15 protein-coding genes and 1 pseudogene are annotated in these 15,455 nt (G+C 45.8%); 7 read left to right on the plus strand and 9 right to left on the minus strand.

All coding sequences use genetic code 11. From position 1 onward, the window contains the following. Positions 1-693: 693 nt before the first annotated feature. From MLD56_RS21975 to MLD56_RS21990, 4 genes and pseudogenes are all read right to left on the minus strand, one after another. Positions 694-1,572, minus strand: a pseudogene (locus MLD56_RS21975) (fibronectin type III domain-containing protein); the annotation flags it as partial. A 403-nt stretch (positions 1,573-1,975) separates the two neighbouring features. Beyond that, complete coding sequence (gene ribD / locus MLD56_RS21980) at positions 1,976-3,076, minus strand: bifunctional diaminohydroxyphosphoribosylaminopyrimidine deaminase/5-amino-6-(5-phosphoribosylamino)uracil reductase RibD (RefSeq protein ID WP_029519328.1); 1,101 nt, start codon at positions 3,074-3,076, stop codon at positions 1,976-1,978. Beyond that, positions 3,073-3,837 carry a GTP cyclohydrolase II gene (locus MLD56_RS21985; protein WP_029519329.1) on the minus strand — a complete coding sequence of 255 codons (765 nt, stop codon included), beginning with the start codon at positions 3,835-3,837 and terminating at the stop codon, positions 3,073-3,075. Before MLD56_RS21985 ends, ribD begins: the two co-directional genes overlap by 4 nt. An 83-nt stretch (positions 3,838-3,920) precedes the next feature. Beyond that, positions 3,921-5,018 carry an FAD-dependent monooxygenase gene (locus MLD56_RS21990; protein WP_029519330.1) on the minus strand — a complete coding sequence of 366 codons (1,098 nt, stop codon included), beginning with the start codon at positions 5,016-5,018 and terminating at the stop codon, positions 3,921-3,923. A 266-nt stretch (positions 5,019-5,284) separates the two neighbouring features. Between MLD56_RS21990 and MLD56_RS21995 the strand changes: the two genes are divergently transcribed. Next, complete coding sequence (locus MLD56_RS21995; RefSeq protein ID WP_029519331.1) at positions 5,285-5,620, plus strand: winged helix-turn-helix transcriptional regulator; 336 nt, start codon at positions 5,285-5,287, stop codon at positions 5,618-5,620. 147 nt (positions 5,621-5,767) lie between these two features. Here the strand turns inward: MLD56_RS21995 and MLD56_RS22000 are convergent, their stop codons facing one another. Continuing rightward, positions 5,768-6,160 carry a winged helix-turn-helix transcriptional regulator gene (locus MLD56_RS22000; RefSeq protein WP_013312050.1) on the minus strand — a complete coding sequence of 131 codons (393 nt, stop codon included), beginning with the start codon at positions 6,158-6,160 and terminating at the stop codon, positions 5,768-5,770. A gap of 148 nt (positions 6,161-6,308) precedes the next feature. Here MLD56_RS22000 and MLD56_RS22005 point away from each other — a divergent pair, with 148 nt between their 5' ends. Beyond that, positions 6,309-6,827 (plus strand): DJ-1/PfpI family protein, encoded by a 519-nt coding sequence (locus MLD56_RS22005; RefSeq protein ID WP_029519332.1) that lies wholly within the window; start codon positions 6,309-6,311, stop codon positions 6,825-6,827. Between the two features lie 193 nt (positions 6,828-7,020). Then, positions 7,021-7,722 (plus strand): YoaK family protein, encoded by a 702-nt coding sequence (locus MLD56_RS22010; protein ID WP_029519333.1) that lies wholly within the window; start codon positions 7,021-7,023, stop codon positions 7,720-7,722. Between the two features lie 12 nt (positions 7,723-7,734). Here MLD56_RS22010 and MLD56_RS22015 read toward each other — a convergent pair whose 3' ends face one another. Further along, positions 7,735-8,910 carry an alanyl-tRNA editing protein gene (locus MLD56_RS22015; RefSeq protein ID WP_029519334.1) on the minus strand — a complete coding sequence of 392 codons (1,176 nt, stop codon included), beginning with the start codon at positions 8,908-8,910 and terminating at the stop codon, positions 7,735-7,737. A 239-nt stretch (positions 8,911-9,149) separates the two neighbouring features. Between MLD56_RS22015 and MLD56_RS22020 the strand changes: the two genes are divergently transcribed. From MLD56_RS22020 to MLD56_RS22030, 3 genes are all read left to right on the plus strand, one after another. Further along, positions 9,150-9,683, plus strand: a complete 534-nt coding sequence (locus tag MLD56_RS22020; RefSeq protein WP_029519335.1) for a MarR family winged helix-turn-helix transcriptional regulator — start codon at positions 9,150-9,152, stop codon at positions 9,681-9,683. Positions 9,684-9,817: 134 nt separating this feature from the next. After that, positions 9,818-11,137, plus strand: a complete 1,320-nt coding sequence (locus MLD56_RS22025) for an HlyD family secretion protein (protein ID WP_029519336.1) — start codon at positions 9,818-9,820, stop codon at positions 11,135-11,137. Beyond that, a complete protein-coding gene (locus MLD56_RS22030; RefSeq protein ID WP_029519337.1) occupies positions 11,121-12,371 on the plus strand; it encodes an ABC transporter permease in 1,251 nt (416 codons plus the stop codon). The genes MLD56_RS22025 and MLD56_RS22030 overlap by 17 nt, the downstream gene beginning before the upstream one ends. Before the next feature lie 122 nt (positions 12,372-12,493). Here the strand turns inward: MLD56_RS22030 and MLD56_RS22035 are convergent, their stop codons facing one another. Beyond that, positions 12,494-13,054 carry an NAD(P)H oxidoreductase gene (locus tag MLD56_RS22035; RefSeq protein WP_029519338.1) on the minus strand — a complete coding sequence of 187 codons (561 nt, stop codon included), beginning with the start codon at positions 13,052-13,054 and terminating at the stop codon, positions 12,494-12,496. 162 nt (positions 13,055-13,216) lie between these two features. Between MLD56_RS22035 and MLD56_RS22040 the strand changes: the two genes are divergently transcribed. Continuing rightward, positions 13,217-13,612, plus strand: coding sequence for a winged helix-turn-helix transcriptional regulator (locus MLD56_RS22040; protein ID WP_013373192.1), 396 nt, complete (start codon positions 13,217-13,219; stop codon positions 13,610-13,612). 45 nt (positions 13,613-13,657) lie between these two features. Here MLD56_RS22040 and arsC read toward each other — a convergent pair whose 3' ends face one another. Then, complete coding sequence (gene arsC / locus MLD56_RS22045; protein WP_029519339.1) at positions 13,658-14,077, minus strand: arsenate reductase (thioredoxin); 420 nt, start codon at positions 14,075-14,077, stop codon at positions 13,658-13,660. A 25-nt stretch (positions 14,078-14,102) separates the two neighbouring features. Continuing rightward, a complete protein-coding gene (locus MLD56_RS22050; protein WP_029519340.1) occupies positions 14,103-15,392 on the minus strand; it encodes an arsenical efflux pump membrane protein ArsB in 1,290 nt (429 codons plus the stop codon). Positions 15,393-15,455 lie beyond the last annotated feature (63 nt).

The raw sequence follows: 15,455 nt of genomic DNA on the forward strand, positions 1-15,455 counted from the left end.
GGGGCAAAAGGCGAACGCTTCGCTTCTTCAGATTCAAATGGACCGCTCCGTAGCTGCCCGCCTTAAAATTAACACACTTTTAAAATGAGGATTTTTTATTTTTATTTGTTGTAGTAGGGTTAGGACCCTTGCAGAGCATCCCTCCGGTGTGAACGGCGGGGTCAAGCTTGAGGAAAAAGAAAGATACCGCCTGTTTTCGTGTTCTAGGGATGGGATTCATCAGCCCAACATCGACTGTGAATCCGTATCTCCGAAGCCTCGGGCCCTGTCGGCGCTTGCTCTCTCCGGTATCCGCTGGCCGCATAGCCATCGCCCCGGTATCTGTCATCAAGACCAGACATGGGATGCTCTTATCCGGGTCTTTTCATTGTTTTTATTCGATCATTCGAATACTCTACCAGAAGTCGCGTGGAAGGCGATTGGGAATCGAACCCTAATTGTTGGTGGATACGCAAGTTTACAGGATACCTGACCCCATCAGGGCAGGCACTGCGGGACCTTTGGAAATCCGCGCCTCGGTAATATCTTCCTGTATCAGCCTTTATCATTATCGCGTAATCTAGAACTCGCGAACATGGCGAAAGTATTACGACCCTATAAAAAACGAAAAAGACACAGGAGAAGCATATGTGCTTCCCTCGTGTCTTTCTCTCTATAGTTAACTAGTCGCGTTCGTATCTTAGGCCTGATCCACTAGGATGTTTTTTCGAAAACGGGATCAGCGCCTGGTGTTGGAAGTTCTGGAACGTCTGTCGTTGTTGAGGCAATCTGCTGGTGTGTATAGCTGAATGGAGGGGTCTCGTATTGCAATCCCGCCTTTTCATAGGTAAACCAATAGCTGACACCCTTCCCGATATCGAGGTCTGTTACCCGCTGCTCCCAGACACCGCCGTTGTTGGTCATCCGGTAATTGAGCTGTTGTCCACCCGTTAAAGTATAATGCACGTCAACATAGGCTGAGGCTGTTTTGGGTGTAAATTGAAGCAATGCTTCACGATCGCTGACAAAGCGAGCTCCTACTTTATAATCCTCCGTTTCTCCGCCGCCCTCATTACCGCCAGATGCTGCCTCCGTAGTTACCGATACAGCATGGCTTGCTGCAGATAGGTTACCAGCTGCATCGCGAGCCTTAACGGTAAAGCTGTAAGTGGAAGCTGCATTTAGCCCTGTCATTGAAGCGAAAATACCGCTTATCTCTGCCGCCTGTGCCCCGTCCTTATAAACGATATACCCCGCAACGCCAACATTGTCTGTAGCTGCATCCCACTCCAGAGTGACTGTCGATGCCGTTTTGGTCGTAACTCGTACATTCGTCGGGATGGACGGAGCCTCCGTATCAGGTTGCGGATTGCCACCGCCGCTTCCATTTCCGGTATTAAAGCTGTTCGGCTGCACGATAATACTGTGCCCATCTGAGAAGGTTACCGTTTTGAACTGGTTTGTAAAATTGTAAGCCACATAAGTTTTTACCCCGTTTTTATGAAATACGGCATAAATAGGTGAATTAGCGGTGATGCTGCGGTCGATGTTGCCTACAGCATCCAAATTATAGATCCAGTGGTAGACATTCGCGTAATTATGTTTTCAAACTCACCCCATAAGACATTCACCCTATAAGTTATTCATCCCATTAACCATTCACCCTAATAAACGTTTAGTATATAAAAAAAGAATCCTCCAGGCCTTTTAGCCCTTCAGATCCTCTGTTTTGAATTTATAAGTTTTTGAGCCTTTGAGTTTTTGAGTATTTAGTTTCTTATGCCCTTCCCATGCTCCACAACATTTCGGAAAAAGAGTGACTTTGCGGTGGGCAGCAGCGGAGCGAAGGGGTTGAATCTGGAGAAGCGGAAGCGTTCGCCTTTGCAGTGGGATTCTTACCTTTAAATCTCTCATACAATCCGAAGAATCCCACTACAACAGCGATCGGAAGATCAACCTCTCCGCGAAGCGCCTCCTCCACCCGAAAACAACTCACTCATTTTCCCCGCTCAAAATACCCTTCTATTTTCCAATCTACACCAACCTGTGTCACGCTCAAATCATGCAATGCCACCGCATCGCTCATCGCAGACACGCCTTCTCCCCCGAGAAATCCCGGGGCTGCACGTCCTCCAACCAGCTTCGGCGCCATATACAGCACCAGCTTGTCTGCCAGCCCTTGCTGCACGAACGAAGCGTTCACTTCGGCTCCGCCTTCCACGAACACCGATGACACCTCCGCTGCCCCCAGAATATCCAACATTTGCGGCAGGTTAACCCGATCGCTGTTTTCATCCTGTGTCGGATATACTTTTACACCCAGCTGTTCCAGCTGGCTTCGCTTGCCTTCATCGTAGGCCCGTCCTGTGAATATCCAGGTCGGAGCCTCCCCATCTGTAATGACACGAGCATCCAATGGAATTCGAAGCTTACTATCCAGAATGATACGAATCGGATTCCGTCCTTCTGGTAGACGAGTCGTAAGCTGAGGATTATCATGAATCACGGTCTGTACACCGACCAGGATTCCTACATGCTCGTGACGAAGACGATGCACATCCTCCCGTGCAGCCTCAGATGTGATCCACTTGCTTTCAGAGGTTCGAGTTGCAATTTTACCGTCCAGCGTTACTGCTGATTTGATCGTAATAAAAGGACGCTTGCTCACGATATATTGATTGAACACTTCATTCATGCGGATGGATTCCTGCTCACATACGCCGACAATGACCTCAATGCCTGCATCTTTCAAAATCTGCACCCCTCTGCCGGAAACCAGCGGGTTCGGGTCCAGCGCTGCAATCACCACTCGACGAATGCCAGCCTTCACAATCGCTTCCGCGCACGGGCCTGTCCGGCCGTGATGGGAACACGGCTCCAGCGTTACGTAAATCGTCGCTCCCTGAGCGTGTTCACCCGCCATACGCAACGCATGAATCTCGGCATGTGGCTCGCCGGGCTTCAGATGAGCGCCGATCCCAACGATACGGCCGTTGTTGACAATGACTGATCCGACGAGCGGATTCGGTTCTGTTTGCCCTTTAGCACTTCTGGCATTTTCCAGTGCCAGGCGCATATATTTTTCGTGAGTGGTCATAGAACCTCCCTGAGATCGGAATCCCGCAAATGGCCGGATCGTTCCACTTTTGTATTCAAATACCGTTCATTATATTGCGACACATCGCCCCAGAGCGGCATACGACCCGCCACATTCATACCCGATTTTTTCAAGGCATCCAGTTTTTTAGGATTATTTGTAATCAGGGTTACCGGCTTTTGTCTCAGGTGACGGAGCACACTAATGGCATCCGCATAGTTGCGTGTATCATCTTCAAAACCCAATTGATGATTGGCTTCCACGGTATCCATGCCTTCTTCCTGCAGAATATAAGCCATTGCTTTACTAAACAAACCAATTCCGCGGCCTTCATGGTTAGCCAGATAGAACAATGCACCCGTTCCATGTTCCACGATCATTTTCATGGACTGGTGGAGTTGAAATCCGCAATCACAACGCTTGCTACCAAAAATATCTCCAGTATGGCAAATACTATGCATGCGAACTAATGCATTTTCCGACTGCTCGAGATCGCCGTACACCAAAACGCTTGACTGTTGTCCCTCTGCCAAATCCAGTGTGGACAATCGCTTCACAATCGTCTCAGCGGTGGCATTCAGTAAGTCCTGACGATCTTCCTCATCCCGTACAGGCAACCAGCAGTACCACTGAAAAACAACCGTTTCCCCTTCCAAATTAACTGGCAGCTTGATCGGTCCAACCAAAATCGTCGAAGATTGTTCTCCACGAACGGTTTGAATTTTATCGTTAAGTAGCGTAGCTACATCTTTTTGGTTCATCTCTTTGCACCATCCTTTATATAAGCTCTATATAGAAAATGCCTAATTCTTCAAAGGCTAATCGTTATTGTTAGGGTCATAAATCATTGAACTCTGTGTAAGAAATGTTCATGAAACGTGGATTCCATCGTCAGTTGCCGTTCCTGAAGCTCGGTGACAGCCTGCCGTCGTCCGTCTTCGAACGCCTTTAGGTCTCCGGCGGTATAGCTCTTCTGTCGTAAACGAAGAAGCTCACTGGCTAGCACATCGGCATCCTTCAAAGCTGCGTTCAAGCCAAAAGCTCCGGTAGGTGTCATGGTATGCGCCGCATCTCCAATAAGGACCAGTCCGTTCTGCGTCCAGGTGTCACTACGACTGCTGAAAATATCCAACGGTACGAAGTCCTTCCATGAACGAATATGATCATGCACACTATGCTTCAAATCTGGAAAAGCCTCTGTAAACCGTTGTATAAATGGTTCAAAGGATTGCTTAAACAGGGTTAGAAAGCTACCCTCCTCCACATTCCAGCCAATTTGAATATAGCCCTCAGCCTGCGAGAATAAAGCCAATTGTCCTCCGTTGACCCATGCCAGACGAGTGACGGGCTCCCACCCAGCAGGTGCCGTAATTTTCGCCCATAGCAGATCATAGCCGTGTCGAATGTTCGTCACAGGCATCTGCGCCAGCTTGCGCACAGTCGAATAGCGACCATCTGCCCCTACAATCAACGAACTGTGAATCGTGATCTCATGACCGTTCTTATCGCGGGCGGTCAAGCCCGTGTACCCCTGCTCGCTGTTACCTTCCAACGCAGTCACAGTTGTACCCGCCAGGTAACGGAAGGACTCGTAGGTTGACGCCTGTTTGAGCAAAGCCTCCAAAAATCGAGGCTGTGGAATATGAACCCCCACATTACCATCAACTGATACTGGCTTGACCGTCTTCACTTGCCGCTGATGCCCCCAATATTCGATCCTTGTGGAGGCGAGAACATAGTTCTCATGAATTTGTTCGAGCAGCTTATGCCTTTGGATCACTTCCTGACCCTCATCATTCAAGATTTCACCGCGAAAGGCCTTTCCCGCTATGCTCTGCCGCTCAATCAATATCGTGGATACACCCTGCGCCGCCAGTAGACAGGACAACAAAGTCCCTGCGGGTCCCCCTCCAACTACGCACACTTCACATTCCAGCTTCATCCGACTTCCCCCTACACCCAAACCATAACCTCAACGATTAGTTCGTACCTGTTCATTTAATTACATCATTAATAATATCAAAAATAACATCAAATTAAGTTTAAATTTTAAGTATTCATATCTTAAGCTCCGTCTCAAAGCTAACAAGTTACTTTATGTAACAAAGTATATTTATATCATATCATTTCGTCAAGTAATAAATTTATGTAAAGTAAAATCATTTACTTTTAACAGTGAATCGTTAATAATAAGCATGAGGTGATCACATGAACATTCCGCAGATGTGTCCACGGTTTGAAAAGGCTATGGAACTACTGAGTAAGCGTTGGACGGTATTGATCGTATTTCAACTAACGAATGGTCCGCAACGTTTCGTCGCTATTGAGAATTCAATTCCTAATTTAAGTGGAAAGGTCCTTTCGGACCGTTTGAAAGAGCTGGAGGAAGAAGGAATCATACAACGTATGGTTTATCCTGAGAAGCCCGTACGGATTGAATACTCTCTTACGGATAAAGGACGCGATTTAGCTCCTTTGTTTGACCATATCGGTACTTGGGCTACACGCTGGATTGAGGTTCTACCATTACTTGAACAGCAATGATCTTATTGAAGCAGCTTCACGGCTACCGCTATTGTTCCTAGACTAATATGATAAAAACACAGACTGCTAACATGTCAAAGAACGCCTTTGCTCTAAGTACAATTGTACTCATAGTGCAAGGCGTTCTATTTTTCATATTAAGGAACTTTAAACGTTTCCCTCACCGCTGCGCTGCATCTCCTCACGAATGGATTGCACCCGTTTTTTCCCCCAGTCATACATCATCTCCACAATGGGTAAAATCGTCATCCCCAGCTCGGTCATCGAATACTCCACCTTTGGAGGTACCTCGGGATACACTTCCCGGTGCACAATACCGTCCTCCATCAACTCCCGCAGCTGATTGGTCAGCACTTTATGCGACAGCTTTGGAAACAGCCTTTGCAGGTCACTGAAACGGTGCGCTCCTTCTACGCCCAAATGCCATAAAATAACAACCTTCCACTTTCCGCTTAACACTGACAGGGTCAGTTCCTTTTCGCAGTTATAGTCCCCGTTGACGATCTTCTCCCGTATTTCTTCTCTTAGTGTATCAGACATATATAATTAACTCCTTCTAAATCATCATGGTCTTGCCCTCTAATAGTAACCTTTAGGTAACCTCCGTACTTGAAAGTGCATTCTTCACAGCCTGACGAAACCATCCTACAATAGTAGATAATGTTACACATTCAAGGAGGAATAAAGTATGAGTAAAAAAGCTCTTTTTATTATACCCCCAGAGCGCTTTAATGAGGATGAATTGTTTAAACCGAAGGAAGCGCTGGAGCAAGCAGGCGTTACCGTGACCCTAGCTAGTACAAAAACAGGCGAAATCACGGGTGACTACAACGGTAAAGCGACAGCTGATCTTGTTTTTACAAACGCTGTGCTGGCTGATTATGATGTGGTGTCTGTGATCGGTGGCTCAGGAACGAATGATCATCTGTGGAATAACGCGGATCTCCAAGCTTTGCTGAAACAAACCCATGAGCAAAAAACTTTATTGGCTGGCATCTGCGCAGGCTCTGTAGCCGTGGCTCAAACCGGACTACTCTCTGGTAGAACGGCTACATGCTATCCAGTGGATGTACAAAAGGATCAGCTTCAAGTGCATCAAGCCGAATATCTCGCTCAGCATGTCGTTGCGCATAGTGACATTATTACAGCCGATGGCCCAGATGGTGCACAGGAATTCGGCGCAGCCCTCGTTCAAGCTCTGCAATAAGCACATTCTCGAAGTTCCAGATGGCACTTTAAACAGCACTTCAACAAGCCGCATCACGTCCTTTCTATTGTATGGGACCTGATGTGGCTTCTTTGTGTCATTTTCATGCTAAAGTGATTAATTTAATTGTATGGTCCTGGATTTTCGTGTTAGCTTTAAACAATCGACGTTTAGCATAGGAGGCTTATATGCCGTGTTTATGAAAGGCAAAATACATTTACATCAGGTAACGTCCGAATCGTTGCGACTGGGCGCCTTACTATCATTAGTAGGGGGCTTTTTGGACACATATACCTTTGTTGGAAGAGGCGGTGTTTTCGCCAACGCACAGACAGGCAATATCGTGCTGCTGGCTGTCAAAGTCATTCAGGGGCACTGGATTCAGGCGTTATCCTATATCCCGCCCCTGATCGCCTTTTCACTGGGGGTTTTTGTTGCTGAAGGGATTAAACGAAAATCAACCCACCGTTTAACTCCGGACTGGACCCGCGCAATTCTTTTACTGGAAATTGCGATTTTTTTCATCGTGGGATTGATTCCGCAAGGAGTTCCCAATACGGTAGTGGTGGTGATCGTCTCGTTCGTCGCTTCCGTGCAAATGACTTCCTTCCGCAAGCTCATTGATGTGCCGTACACCTCCACGGTCAGCACCGGTAACCTCCGATCAGCTATCGAGGCTGTGTATGTCGCCGTAACGACCAAGGACACGAACGCTGCCATTCGAGCGATGCGTTATGGTGTCATCCTGGCAGCCTTCTTGGTAGGAGCCTTGCTGGGGGGATTTCTAACTTTGACAATTGGGGATAAAGCCGTTTGGGGCGCTGTTGTTGCACTTATTTTTTCTTTTATTTTATTTACGGAAAAGGAAAAGTGGAAGCTTCCCCTACGCCACTAATCCTCCATTACATCAGCCCTGAACGAACTGGCGCTGGGCCGTTTCAAAGAAATTCAAAAGGTCTTCACGGGACGGGAATGCAGCCTGAGCTGATTGGTTGCTACCGCCCCCCTTACCGTGAAATGCCCCCAGATTCTCTTTCAAAAATGCTCCGCAGCTAACAGACTGGGTGCCGTTATGTGCCAGAAGGATTTTGTTTTCTGCTGTTGTGGCAAATAGAACAAGCAAATCATGCTCAGCTGTCAGCTTGGTAGCCAATTGCTGCATGTCCTGCAGGGATTTTTGTTCGAATACATGAGCAAGAACATGCCCCTGCACAGCAGATAGCAACTCTTTCGCCTGGTACGAAGCATTTTCCTCTTGTAGGAGCTCCACTTGCGCCTTAAGCTGCTTATGCTCCTGCTCCCACTTTTCGAATCGGGTCAAAATATCTTTTCGCCCGGTATTGAACTTCGTAGATAACACGTCCAATATCTGAACATTATCGTTAAAATCCTGGAGTGCGCGAACGCCACATTTGAAATGGATTCTTGCCATCCCCTTCTGCTTCTCCCATTTTAAGCATTTAATGATCCCGATTTCCCCGGTCTGAGCTACATGTGTGCCACCGCAAGCATTATATTCAATGCCCTCGATCTCGACAATCCGAATATTTTCTGTCACTTTGGGCGTTTTCACAAGCGGAATGTCCTTCAATTGCTCACGGGTTACAAAATAACTTTTTATGCTGCGATTACTATAGATTTGCTGATTTACTTCCTGCTCGATTGCCGATAGCTGCGCAGGCGTTATATCCGAACAGTTCACATCAATCGTGTCATATTCTTGTCCCAGATGAAAGCTTTCCGTACGGGCACCCAACAACTCTAGACAAACCGCTGACAGCAAGTGCTGCCCGCTATGCTGCTGCATATGATCAAATCTGCGTTCCCAATCCAATCGGCAGGCTACTTTCCGATCCTCCGGCAAACGCTCTACCTGATGACAAATGTCCCCATCTTCGAGGACAACATCTAATACCCGAACGCCCTGAATGGTTCCTGTATCACAAGGCTGGCCTCCGCCATGCGGATAGAAGGCCGTTTCCTCCAGCATAACCAAATATTTTCCGTCTCTTTCCATGCTTCGTGTAATATGAGTGTCCCACTCCGTAAGATGCGGAGCAGTGTAGTATAATTTTGTCGTCATTCCAGATTCCTCACTTTTGGGTTCTTTGTCTCGTGCGATATTCACTTATTATCAAGCAATTCATTGTAAATATCAATGCAGGGAAAAGCTTGAACCATGGCACGAACAACCTCCATTTGGTGAGAAATGTGCATGACGATTAACAAAGTTTAGCTTGAAATTCATTTTTGAATAGATTAAGATTAGTCGGCTAACTAATTTATTGATTGGAACATACTGTAAGAAGAAAGGAGAACCTTATGGATTTTGATTTACGGGACTTGCCCACTCGTGAGGCGCTACAAGAATTTTCTATGCGTATCCCCGAGATTGATGTAAGAGCAACAGAAGCTATGCTATTTTTTATGCGGGTATCTTCCAGCGTCTTTAAAGTCAGCTTTGAGGGCTTTGAGAAGTTCGGTATATCTCATGGGAAATTTTCAATATTAATTCTTCTGTACCGCAACATCCATACAGGATTGCTGGCTACAGAGCTTGCGGAGAAAGTAGGGGTTAGCAAGCCTACTGTTACCGGTCTGCTTGACCGCCTGGAACGCGATGGGCTTATTATTCGATCTGTTCATCCTTCCGACCGCCGTATGAGCATTGTTAAACTGACCGAACAAGGAACAGAAATGATGGAAAGACTGCTGCCTATACATTTTACAAGCACTTCCACACTGATGAGCCACCTGTCCACCGATGAAAAGGAATTGCTCCTGACGTTACTGCAAAAAATAGAAAGTGGCATCCCTCAAGCAAAAGAGATATATAAAGCAGCAAAACCAGAATAAGTTTTAATTTTGCGTTTTAGTTAGCCGACTAACTTTTAAATTATTAAATAAAAGAATAAATAAAATGTACATATCAGGATATTTATTCGAGTCTATGTTTAACCCATTTTATGAATCTAAGGAGCGTATTACCCATGAATCGCACACAAGCCACTAGCCTCATCATCCCTCTCATTTCTATCGCCTGTCTGATCGGCGGGGGTTTCCTGCTCCAGACCAACGGACAAGATCAAGTCAATGCTTCGCGATCCGTTAAAGGCACAACACTAAATGCGGATAGCATTCATGTATCTTTTGAACAAGTAGGAGGCAAAGTCCTGAACATCCCGGTAACAGAAGAAACGAAGGTGAAAAAAGGAACTGTCCTTATGACTTTGGATTCCACAGATGTGGATCTGCAAATTGAGCAGCTGCGGACACAAATTGCCCAGTTCAATACGCAAATCAGCCAACAACAACAATCCATCAATTTAGGCTATACACGGGCAGCAACTCAGGAAAAACAGGCACAGCTAGATATCGCGCAAGCTCAAGTGACTGAGAGTAAAAGTCAGGCAGCATTGCAGCGGGCACAAGCGGCTGAGCGTCAAGCCACTGCTGCGGAACAACAGGTCAATAACGGGGTTCGGGATGAAGATGTTCAGCAGCAACGAATTGCTGTAGCCTCAGCAACCAAAAACGTTCAGACTGCGCAGACCAACTATAAGCGTAATAAAGCACTCTATGATGCAGGAAGTGCATCCAAAGCAGCGTTGGATGATGCCGAATCCTCTTTGACTTTAGCGACAAATCAGTTGAGTCAGCAAAAAGAGGCTCTACAAAAGCTACTTCATGGTGCCACTTCTGAAGAACGTATGCAGGCCAGTGAACAGACGACACAAGCAGCCGTTTCGGTAAAACAAGCCGAGGAAGAAATTCGCGGTGCCCAATTGTCCGTCGATCGTTCCAAGACCCAGCTGGAAACCATTCAGCAGAGTCGTCAACAGTTGGCAGATCAGAAGCTGGCTATTGACCTTTTAAAGCAACAAAAAGACACACAGGAAGTTCAGCTTAAAACGTTGCTGCTCAAAAAAGAACGCCTGGTGTTAAAAGCACCACAGGATGGCAAGGTGACTTCGATTAGTACCAAAGTCGGCGAAAATGTGGCGCAAGGTGCTCCTGTGATTACCCTGGAAACCAACGATTTATATTACGATCTCTATGTGAATGAAGAACAAGCGGGGAAATTCAAGGCCAATCAAGAAATTAAAACTCATATCTCTGGTCTCAATAAGGACTTGAAAGGTACGGTACGCTATGTAACTGCTGCACCACAATTCGCTAATGTGAAGATGTCCCGTGAAAAAGGAGAAGCAGATACCGCTACATTCCAGATACGTGTATATGTAACAAGAGAAGCAGCTTTGCTACCAGGCATGACAGTTGAGGTGAATACAAATGAAATCTCTTCGTGATGAATGGTCGTATCTGGTTCACTCCAAGTATCCGATTATAGCTATTATCTTCCCATTGATTGCCGTACTGGGGTATTCACTGTTGCTCCCAAGCAGCCAAATTAACGACGCTAACGTGGTAGTGGTGGATCAAGATAACACAGCTTACAGCCGTGAGTTCATTCAGAAAATAAATGCTTCCCCGTATATGAACGTAGCTGAGATTGTTTCGTATACGGACAACCCTGAACAGTATTTTTATCATGAGCAATATTTGGCTGTTATTTCATTGCCGCATGGTTTAGAGGACAATCACAATCGTTCCCTCTCCAGCCGCGTGGGTCTCATTCTCGATAATACCAATGTACAATCTATTACTTCGATTCGTACAGCTATGCAGGAAATTAGCGTTTCCGAGAATATGGAACTGTCTGTTCCAGCTATGTTGAAAACCGGGATGAACGCAGAACAGGCTCAAGGGGCCCTCAATGGTATCGCCTTGGAAGTGCGTTCCATGTTTAATCCAACGAATGACTATCAGAATACGACGATACTTGCATTCACTTGTATGTTCTCTTTTATGATACTGAATATAAATAGCTTACCTCTGGTCGCCAGACTCCGGGTTTCCAAGAGGCTGGCTGCTGAGCTGCAAAATCCGTTCAACATCCTGCTGCGTATGCTTCCTTATACGCTGTTTTCGACGGCTGGCTTAATCTTCTCTCTAGGGATGCTTAAAGTGTTTGGGGGAGGCCGTTTCGAGGCCAATCCAATTCTCTTTATAATTCCAGTTGTCCTGTATGTATTCGGTACCGTTTGTATCAATGTCCTGGTTGCATGGGGCGCTGCACATCCGGGAATAGCCATTGGCAGAATGGTGATGATACTCATGCCTGCTTTTGTTCTATCAGGGGCTGTTCTTTCCAGATCACTGTTTCCACCTTTAGCGATTCAAATCGGTGATTTCTTCCCCTTTGTATGGATGTATAAATTCCTGCGCACTATGGGTCTGCGTGGTGCACCTTTGCAGGAGATGCTTCCCGAACTCGGTTCTCTGTTACTATATGTGGGTGTACTCTCCTTGCTGGTGATCGCCAGAGCCCTATGGGAGAAACAGAAGCTGGCCAAGCAGACTGCGGGCACTGCTTCTGAAAAGGGATTACCACATCCCGTTGTTCCAGCAAGCACAACTGGCGGCGGGTTATCTATGCAAGGGGCACCATCAGCACCTATGCACGAGCCTATAAAAGGATAGAGTCTCGTCTACAAAATAAAAAAGGGTTAAGTGCCGTCTAACGATCCTTAACCCTTTTTTTATAATCAGGATTTTGTAAAATCCTCAATAATATTAAATTATCATTGTTATCAGAATAAAATTCACTTATATGCCCGACCTAATTGATAAGCGTGCTCCAGTAAACCTTCAATGTATTCTTTCGATTCGGATAAAGTATCATAGAAGAACTCCACCTTGGACTCTCTTACTCTTGCGTAACCAGCAATGGCTTTATTCAAATAATTAGTAACCAAATCGTGATATTCATACTTGATCAGATGTTCTTTCGTCCCCCCCGCCAAGCACATCCACAGAACCTGCTTTGACGTGAACTCCTGAAGTAAACCTATGTTCCACACTTTATCCAGGTACCCTTTTAGCATGGACGGGACACTATACCACCATAATGGAAACACAAAGACCAGAGCATCCGCAGCCACTATTCTATCCATCTCTTTCCGTGTTTCAGGAGCATATTGTTTATGGGTCGTATTCCAATCCAACTCATCTGCAGCGCTGTACACCGGATTGTATCCATCCCGATCCAAGTCCAAAATATCTACCTCGTGCTTATTCTCTTTCAATCCCTCTACAAAACGATTCATGACCGCAAGGGTTAGTGAATCTTCTCTAGGATGCGTGACGACCAATAAAACTTTCATGTATCCGTAACCTTCTTTCTCCTCATAATTGGTGAACCCTGTCTACAGATGCTATTATGGATGTTATACATTAAAGTGTGAAGTACGCACTTCAATGTACTGTAGGTACTTTAAGGTTCCTTAGTGCTTTTTGTACTACAGATCGGAGAGGGGGAAAAGTCTATGGAAGACAAAGCCAAAACCTATATGCTCGGGATCGAGGCAACTTTGGAGGTCATCAGTGGAAAGTGGAAAGGCATTATCCTACACCATTTAACCAGCGGCAGAAAACGTACATACGAACTTCGTCAACTCATTCCGAAAATCACCCAAAAAGTGCTCACCCAACAGCTTAGAGAGCTTGAAAAGGATGGAATCATCCACCGCATCATTTATAACCAAGTTCCCCCCAAAGTGGAATATGAGCTTAGTGAATATGGATGGGATTTTAAAGATCTGCTTGATCGTTTTTGCTTATGGGGAGAAGATCATTTGGATAGGATCTATGGAGATAAAACAAAGGTGTTGGAAGAGTATTCTGTGAAGGAGAAAAACGCCAAACAAGCACCACCCCTTTAAGGAGGCGTGCTTGCTGTAATACTATACCTAAGCTGTGTACCTTGTTTATTCACCAGTCTCCGAAAATTTCCGAATACGAGCCCCTACTTCATCCCGTACACGCTGGAATACGCTCCATTTCTCTTCTTCTGTTCCTTGTGCTTTAGCCGGATCATCAAATCCCCAATGTTCACGACGAACGTGCGGAGGTGTGATAGGACATTTATCAGCAGCATCTCCGCACAAGGTCACAACCAAATCCGCGCTGTTCAGCAAAGCAGGATCTATAATATCTGAAGTTTGACCGGAAATATCCAACCCTACTTCATTCATCGCTTGCACCGCTTTAGGGTTAAGGCCGTGTGCTTCAATACCCGCACTGTATACATTCCAACGGTCTCCCAAGTATTTTTTGGCCCAGCCTTCTGCCATTTGACTGCGGCAAGAGTTACCAGTGCATAAAAAGTAAATTGTCTTTTTTTCCATCATTACCGTCTCCTTCAATGTTCCATTATGAAATGATTAACCATAGATATAAGCCCAGTAGGGTCATAAAAAGTGTAGGAATGGTTAAGACAATGCCTGTCTTAAAATAAGTCCCCCAAGAAATTTTTACGTTTTTCGAACGGAGCACATGCAGCCACAACAACGTGGCTAATGAACCGATCGGAGTTATTTTCGGTCCCAGATCAGAACCAATGACGTTAGCATAAATCAACGCCTCTTTGACCATACCAGTTGTATGGGTGGCATCAATGGCAAGCGCATTAATCATGACCGTAGGCATGTTATTCATGACCGACGAGATAATCGCCGCAATAAAACCCATGCCCATGGTGGCCACAAACATACCTTGACCGGCAGCCGCTTGAATCACATGGGCCAGCAGATCCGTCAAACCGGCATTACGTAGACCATACACCACAACATACATTCCGATGGAGAAAAATACGATAGCCCATGGAGCACCCTTGATGACTTCTTTCATCGGCACTGCAGGGCTTCTACGCGCCATCAATAAGAAAAAGATAGCAATAATACCAGCCACCACCGAAACGGGAATATTAAAAAATTCGCATGCAAAGTAGCCAACGAACAAAACCGCGAGAACGATCCAGGACATACGGAACATCTTTGGATCTTTAATCGCTTCCGCAGGCCTGATTAATTGTGTCGCATCAAACGTTTTCGGAATTCTTTTACGGAAAAAAAGATACAGTACTCCTATACTGGCTGCTAAAGAAAATAAATTAGGTACAATCATGCGACTCGCATATTCCATAAAGGTGATCCCAAAGAAATCGGCTGACACAATGTTGACCAAGTTGCTGACCACAAGCGGAAGCGACGTCGTGTCTGAAATAAAACCGCTCGCTATAATAAAAGGAAAAATCATTTTCTCATCCAATTTAAGTGCCCGAACCATCGCCAGTACAATCGGTGTCAGTATTAAGGCCGCACCGTCATTCGCAAAAAAAGCAGCAACAACGGCGCCAAGAATGGTCACATAAACAAACATCCGGGTTCCGCTTCCTCGCGCAGCTCGTGCCATGTGAAGCGCCGCCCATTCGAAGAAGCCGATTTTATCAAGCACCAACGAAATCAGAATAATGGCTACAAAAGCCAGTGTCGCATTCCAGACAATATGAGTAACTTCCCAAACATCATGCAAATCGACGACACCCACCAGCAAGGCGAGTATGGCACCGCCACAGGCAGACCATCCGATGGACAGATTTTTAGGCTGCCAGATCACCAATACTAAAGTGGCTAAAAATATAATGCATGCCAACAAAATCAATGTTCTAAACCTCCAATATATTACCTTATAAACATATACTTATATAATAGCACCGTTATCCCT

The sequence above is a fragment of the Paenibacillus peoriae genome (assembly GCF_022531965.1).
Taxonomy (GTDB): Bacteria; Bacillota; Bacilli; order Paenibacillales; family Paenibacillaceae; genus Paenibacillus; species Paenibacillus polymyxa_D.

Excerpts from the sequence above, each read along its gene's own strand:
- ribD (WP_029519328.1), bottom strand. The coding sequence starts at position 3,076 with ATGACCACTCACGAAAAATATATGCGCCTGGCACTGGAAAATGCCAGA.
- MLD56_RS21985 (WP_029519329.1), bottom strand. The coding sequence starts at position 3,837 with ATGAACCAAAAAGATGTAGCTACGCTACTTAACGATAAAATTCAAACC.
- MLD56_RS21990 (WP_029519330.1), bottom strand. The coding sequence starts at position 5,018 with ATGAAGCTGGAATGTGAAGTGTGCGTAGTTGGAGGGGGACCCGCAGGG.
- MLD56_RS21995 (WP_029519331.1), top strand. The coding sequence starts at position 5,285 with ATGAACATTCCGCAGATGTGTCCACGGTTTGAAAAGGCTATGGAACTA.
- MLD56_RS22000 (WP_013312050.1), bottom strand. The coding sequence starts at position 6,160 with ATGTCTGATACACTAAGAGAAGAAATACGGGAGAAGATCGTCAACGGG.
- MLD56_RS22005 (WP_029519332.1), top strand. The coding sequence starts at position 6,309 with ATGAGTAAAAAAGCTCTTTTTATTATACCCCCAGAGCGCTTTAATGAG.
- MLD56_RS22015 (WP_029519334.1), bottom strand. The coding sequence starts at position 8,910 with ATGACGACAAAATTATACTACACTGCTCCGCATCTTACGGAGTGGGAC.
- MLD56_RS22020 (WP_029519335.1), top strand. The coding sequence starts at position 9,150 with ATGGATTTTGATTTACGGGACTTGCCCACTCGTGAGGCGCTACAAGAA.
- MLD56_RS22025 (WP_029519336.1), top strand. The coding sequence starts at position 9,818 with ATGAATCGCACACAAGCCACTAGCCTCATCATCCCTCTCATTTCTATC.
- MLD56_RS22030 (WP_029519337.1), top strand. The coding sequence starts at position 11,121 with ATGAAATCTCTTCGTGATGAATGGTCGTATCTGGTTCACTCCAAGTAT.
- MLD56_RS22035 (WP_029519338.1), bottom strand. The coding sequence starts at position 13,054 with ATGAAAGTTTTATTGGTCGTCACGCATCCTAGAGAAGATTCACTAACC.
- MLD56_RS22040 (WP_013373192.1), top strand. The coding sequence starts at position 13,217 with ATGGAAGACAAAGCCAAAACCTATATGCTCGGGATCGAGGCAACTTTG.
- arsC (WP_029519339.1), bottom strand. The coding sequence starts at position 14,077 with ATGGAAAAAAAGACAATTTACTTTTTATGCACTGGTAACTCTTGCCGC.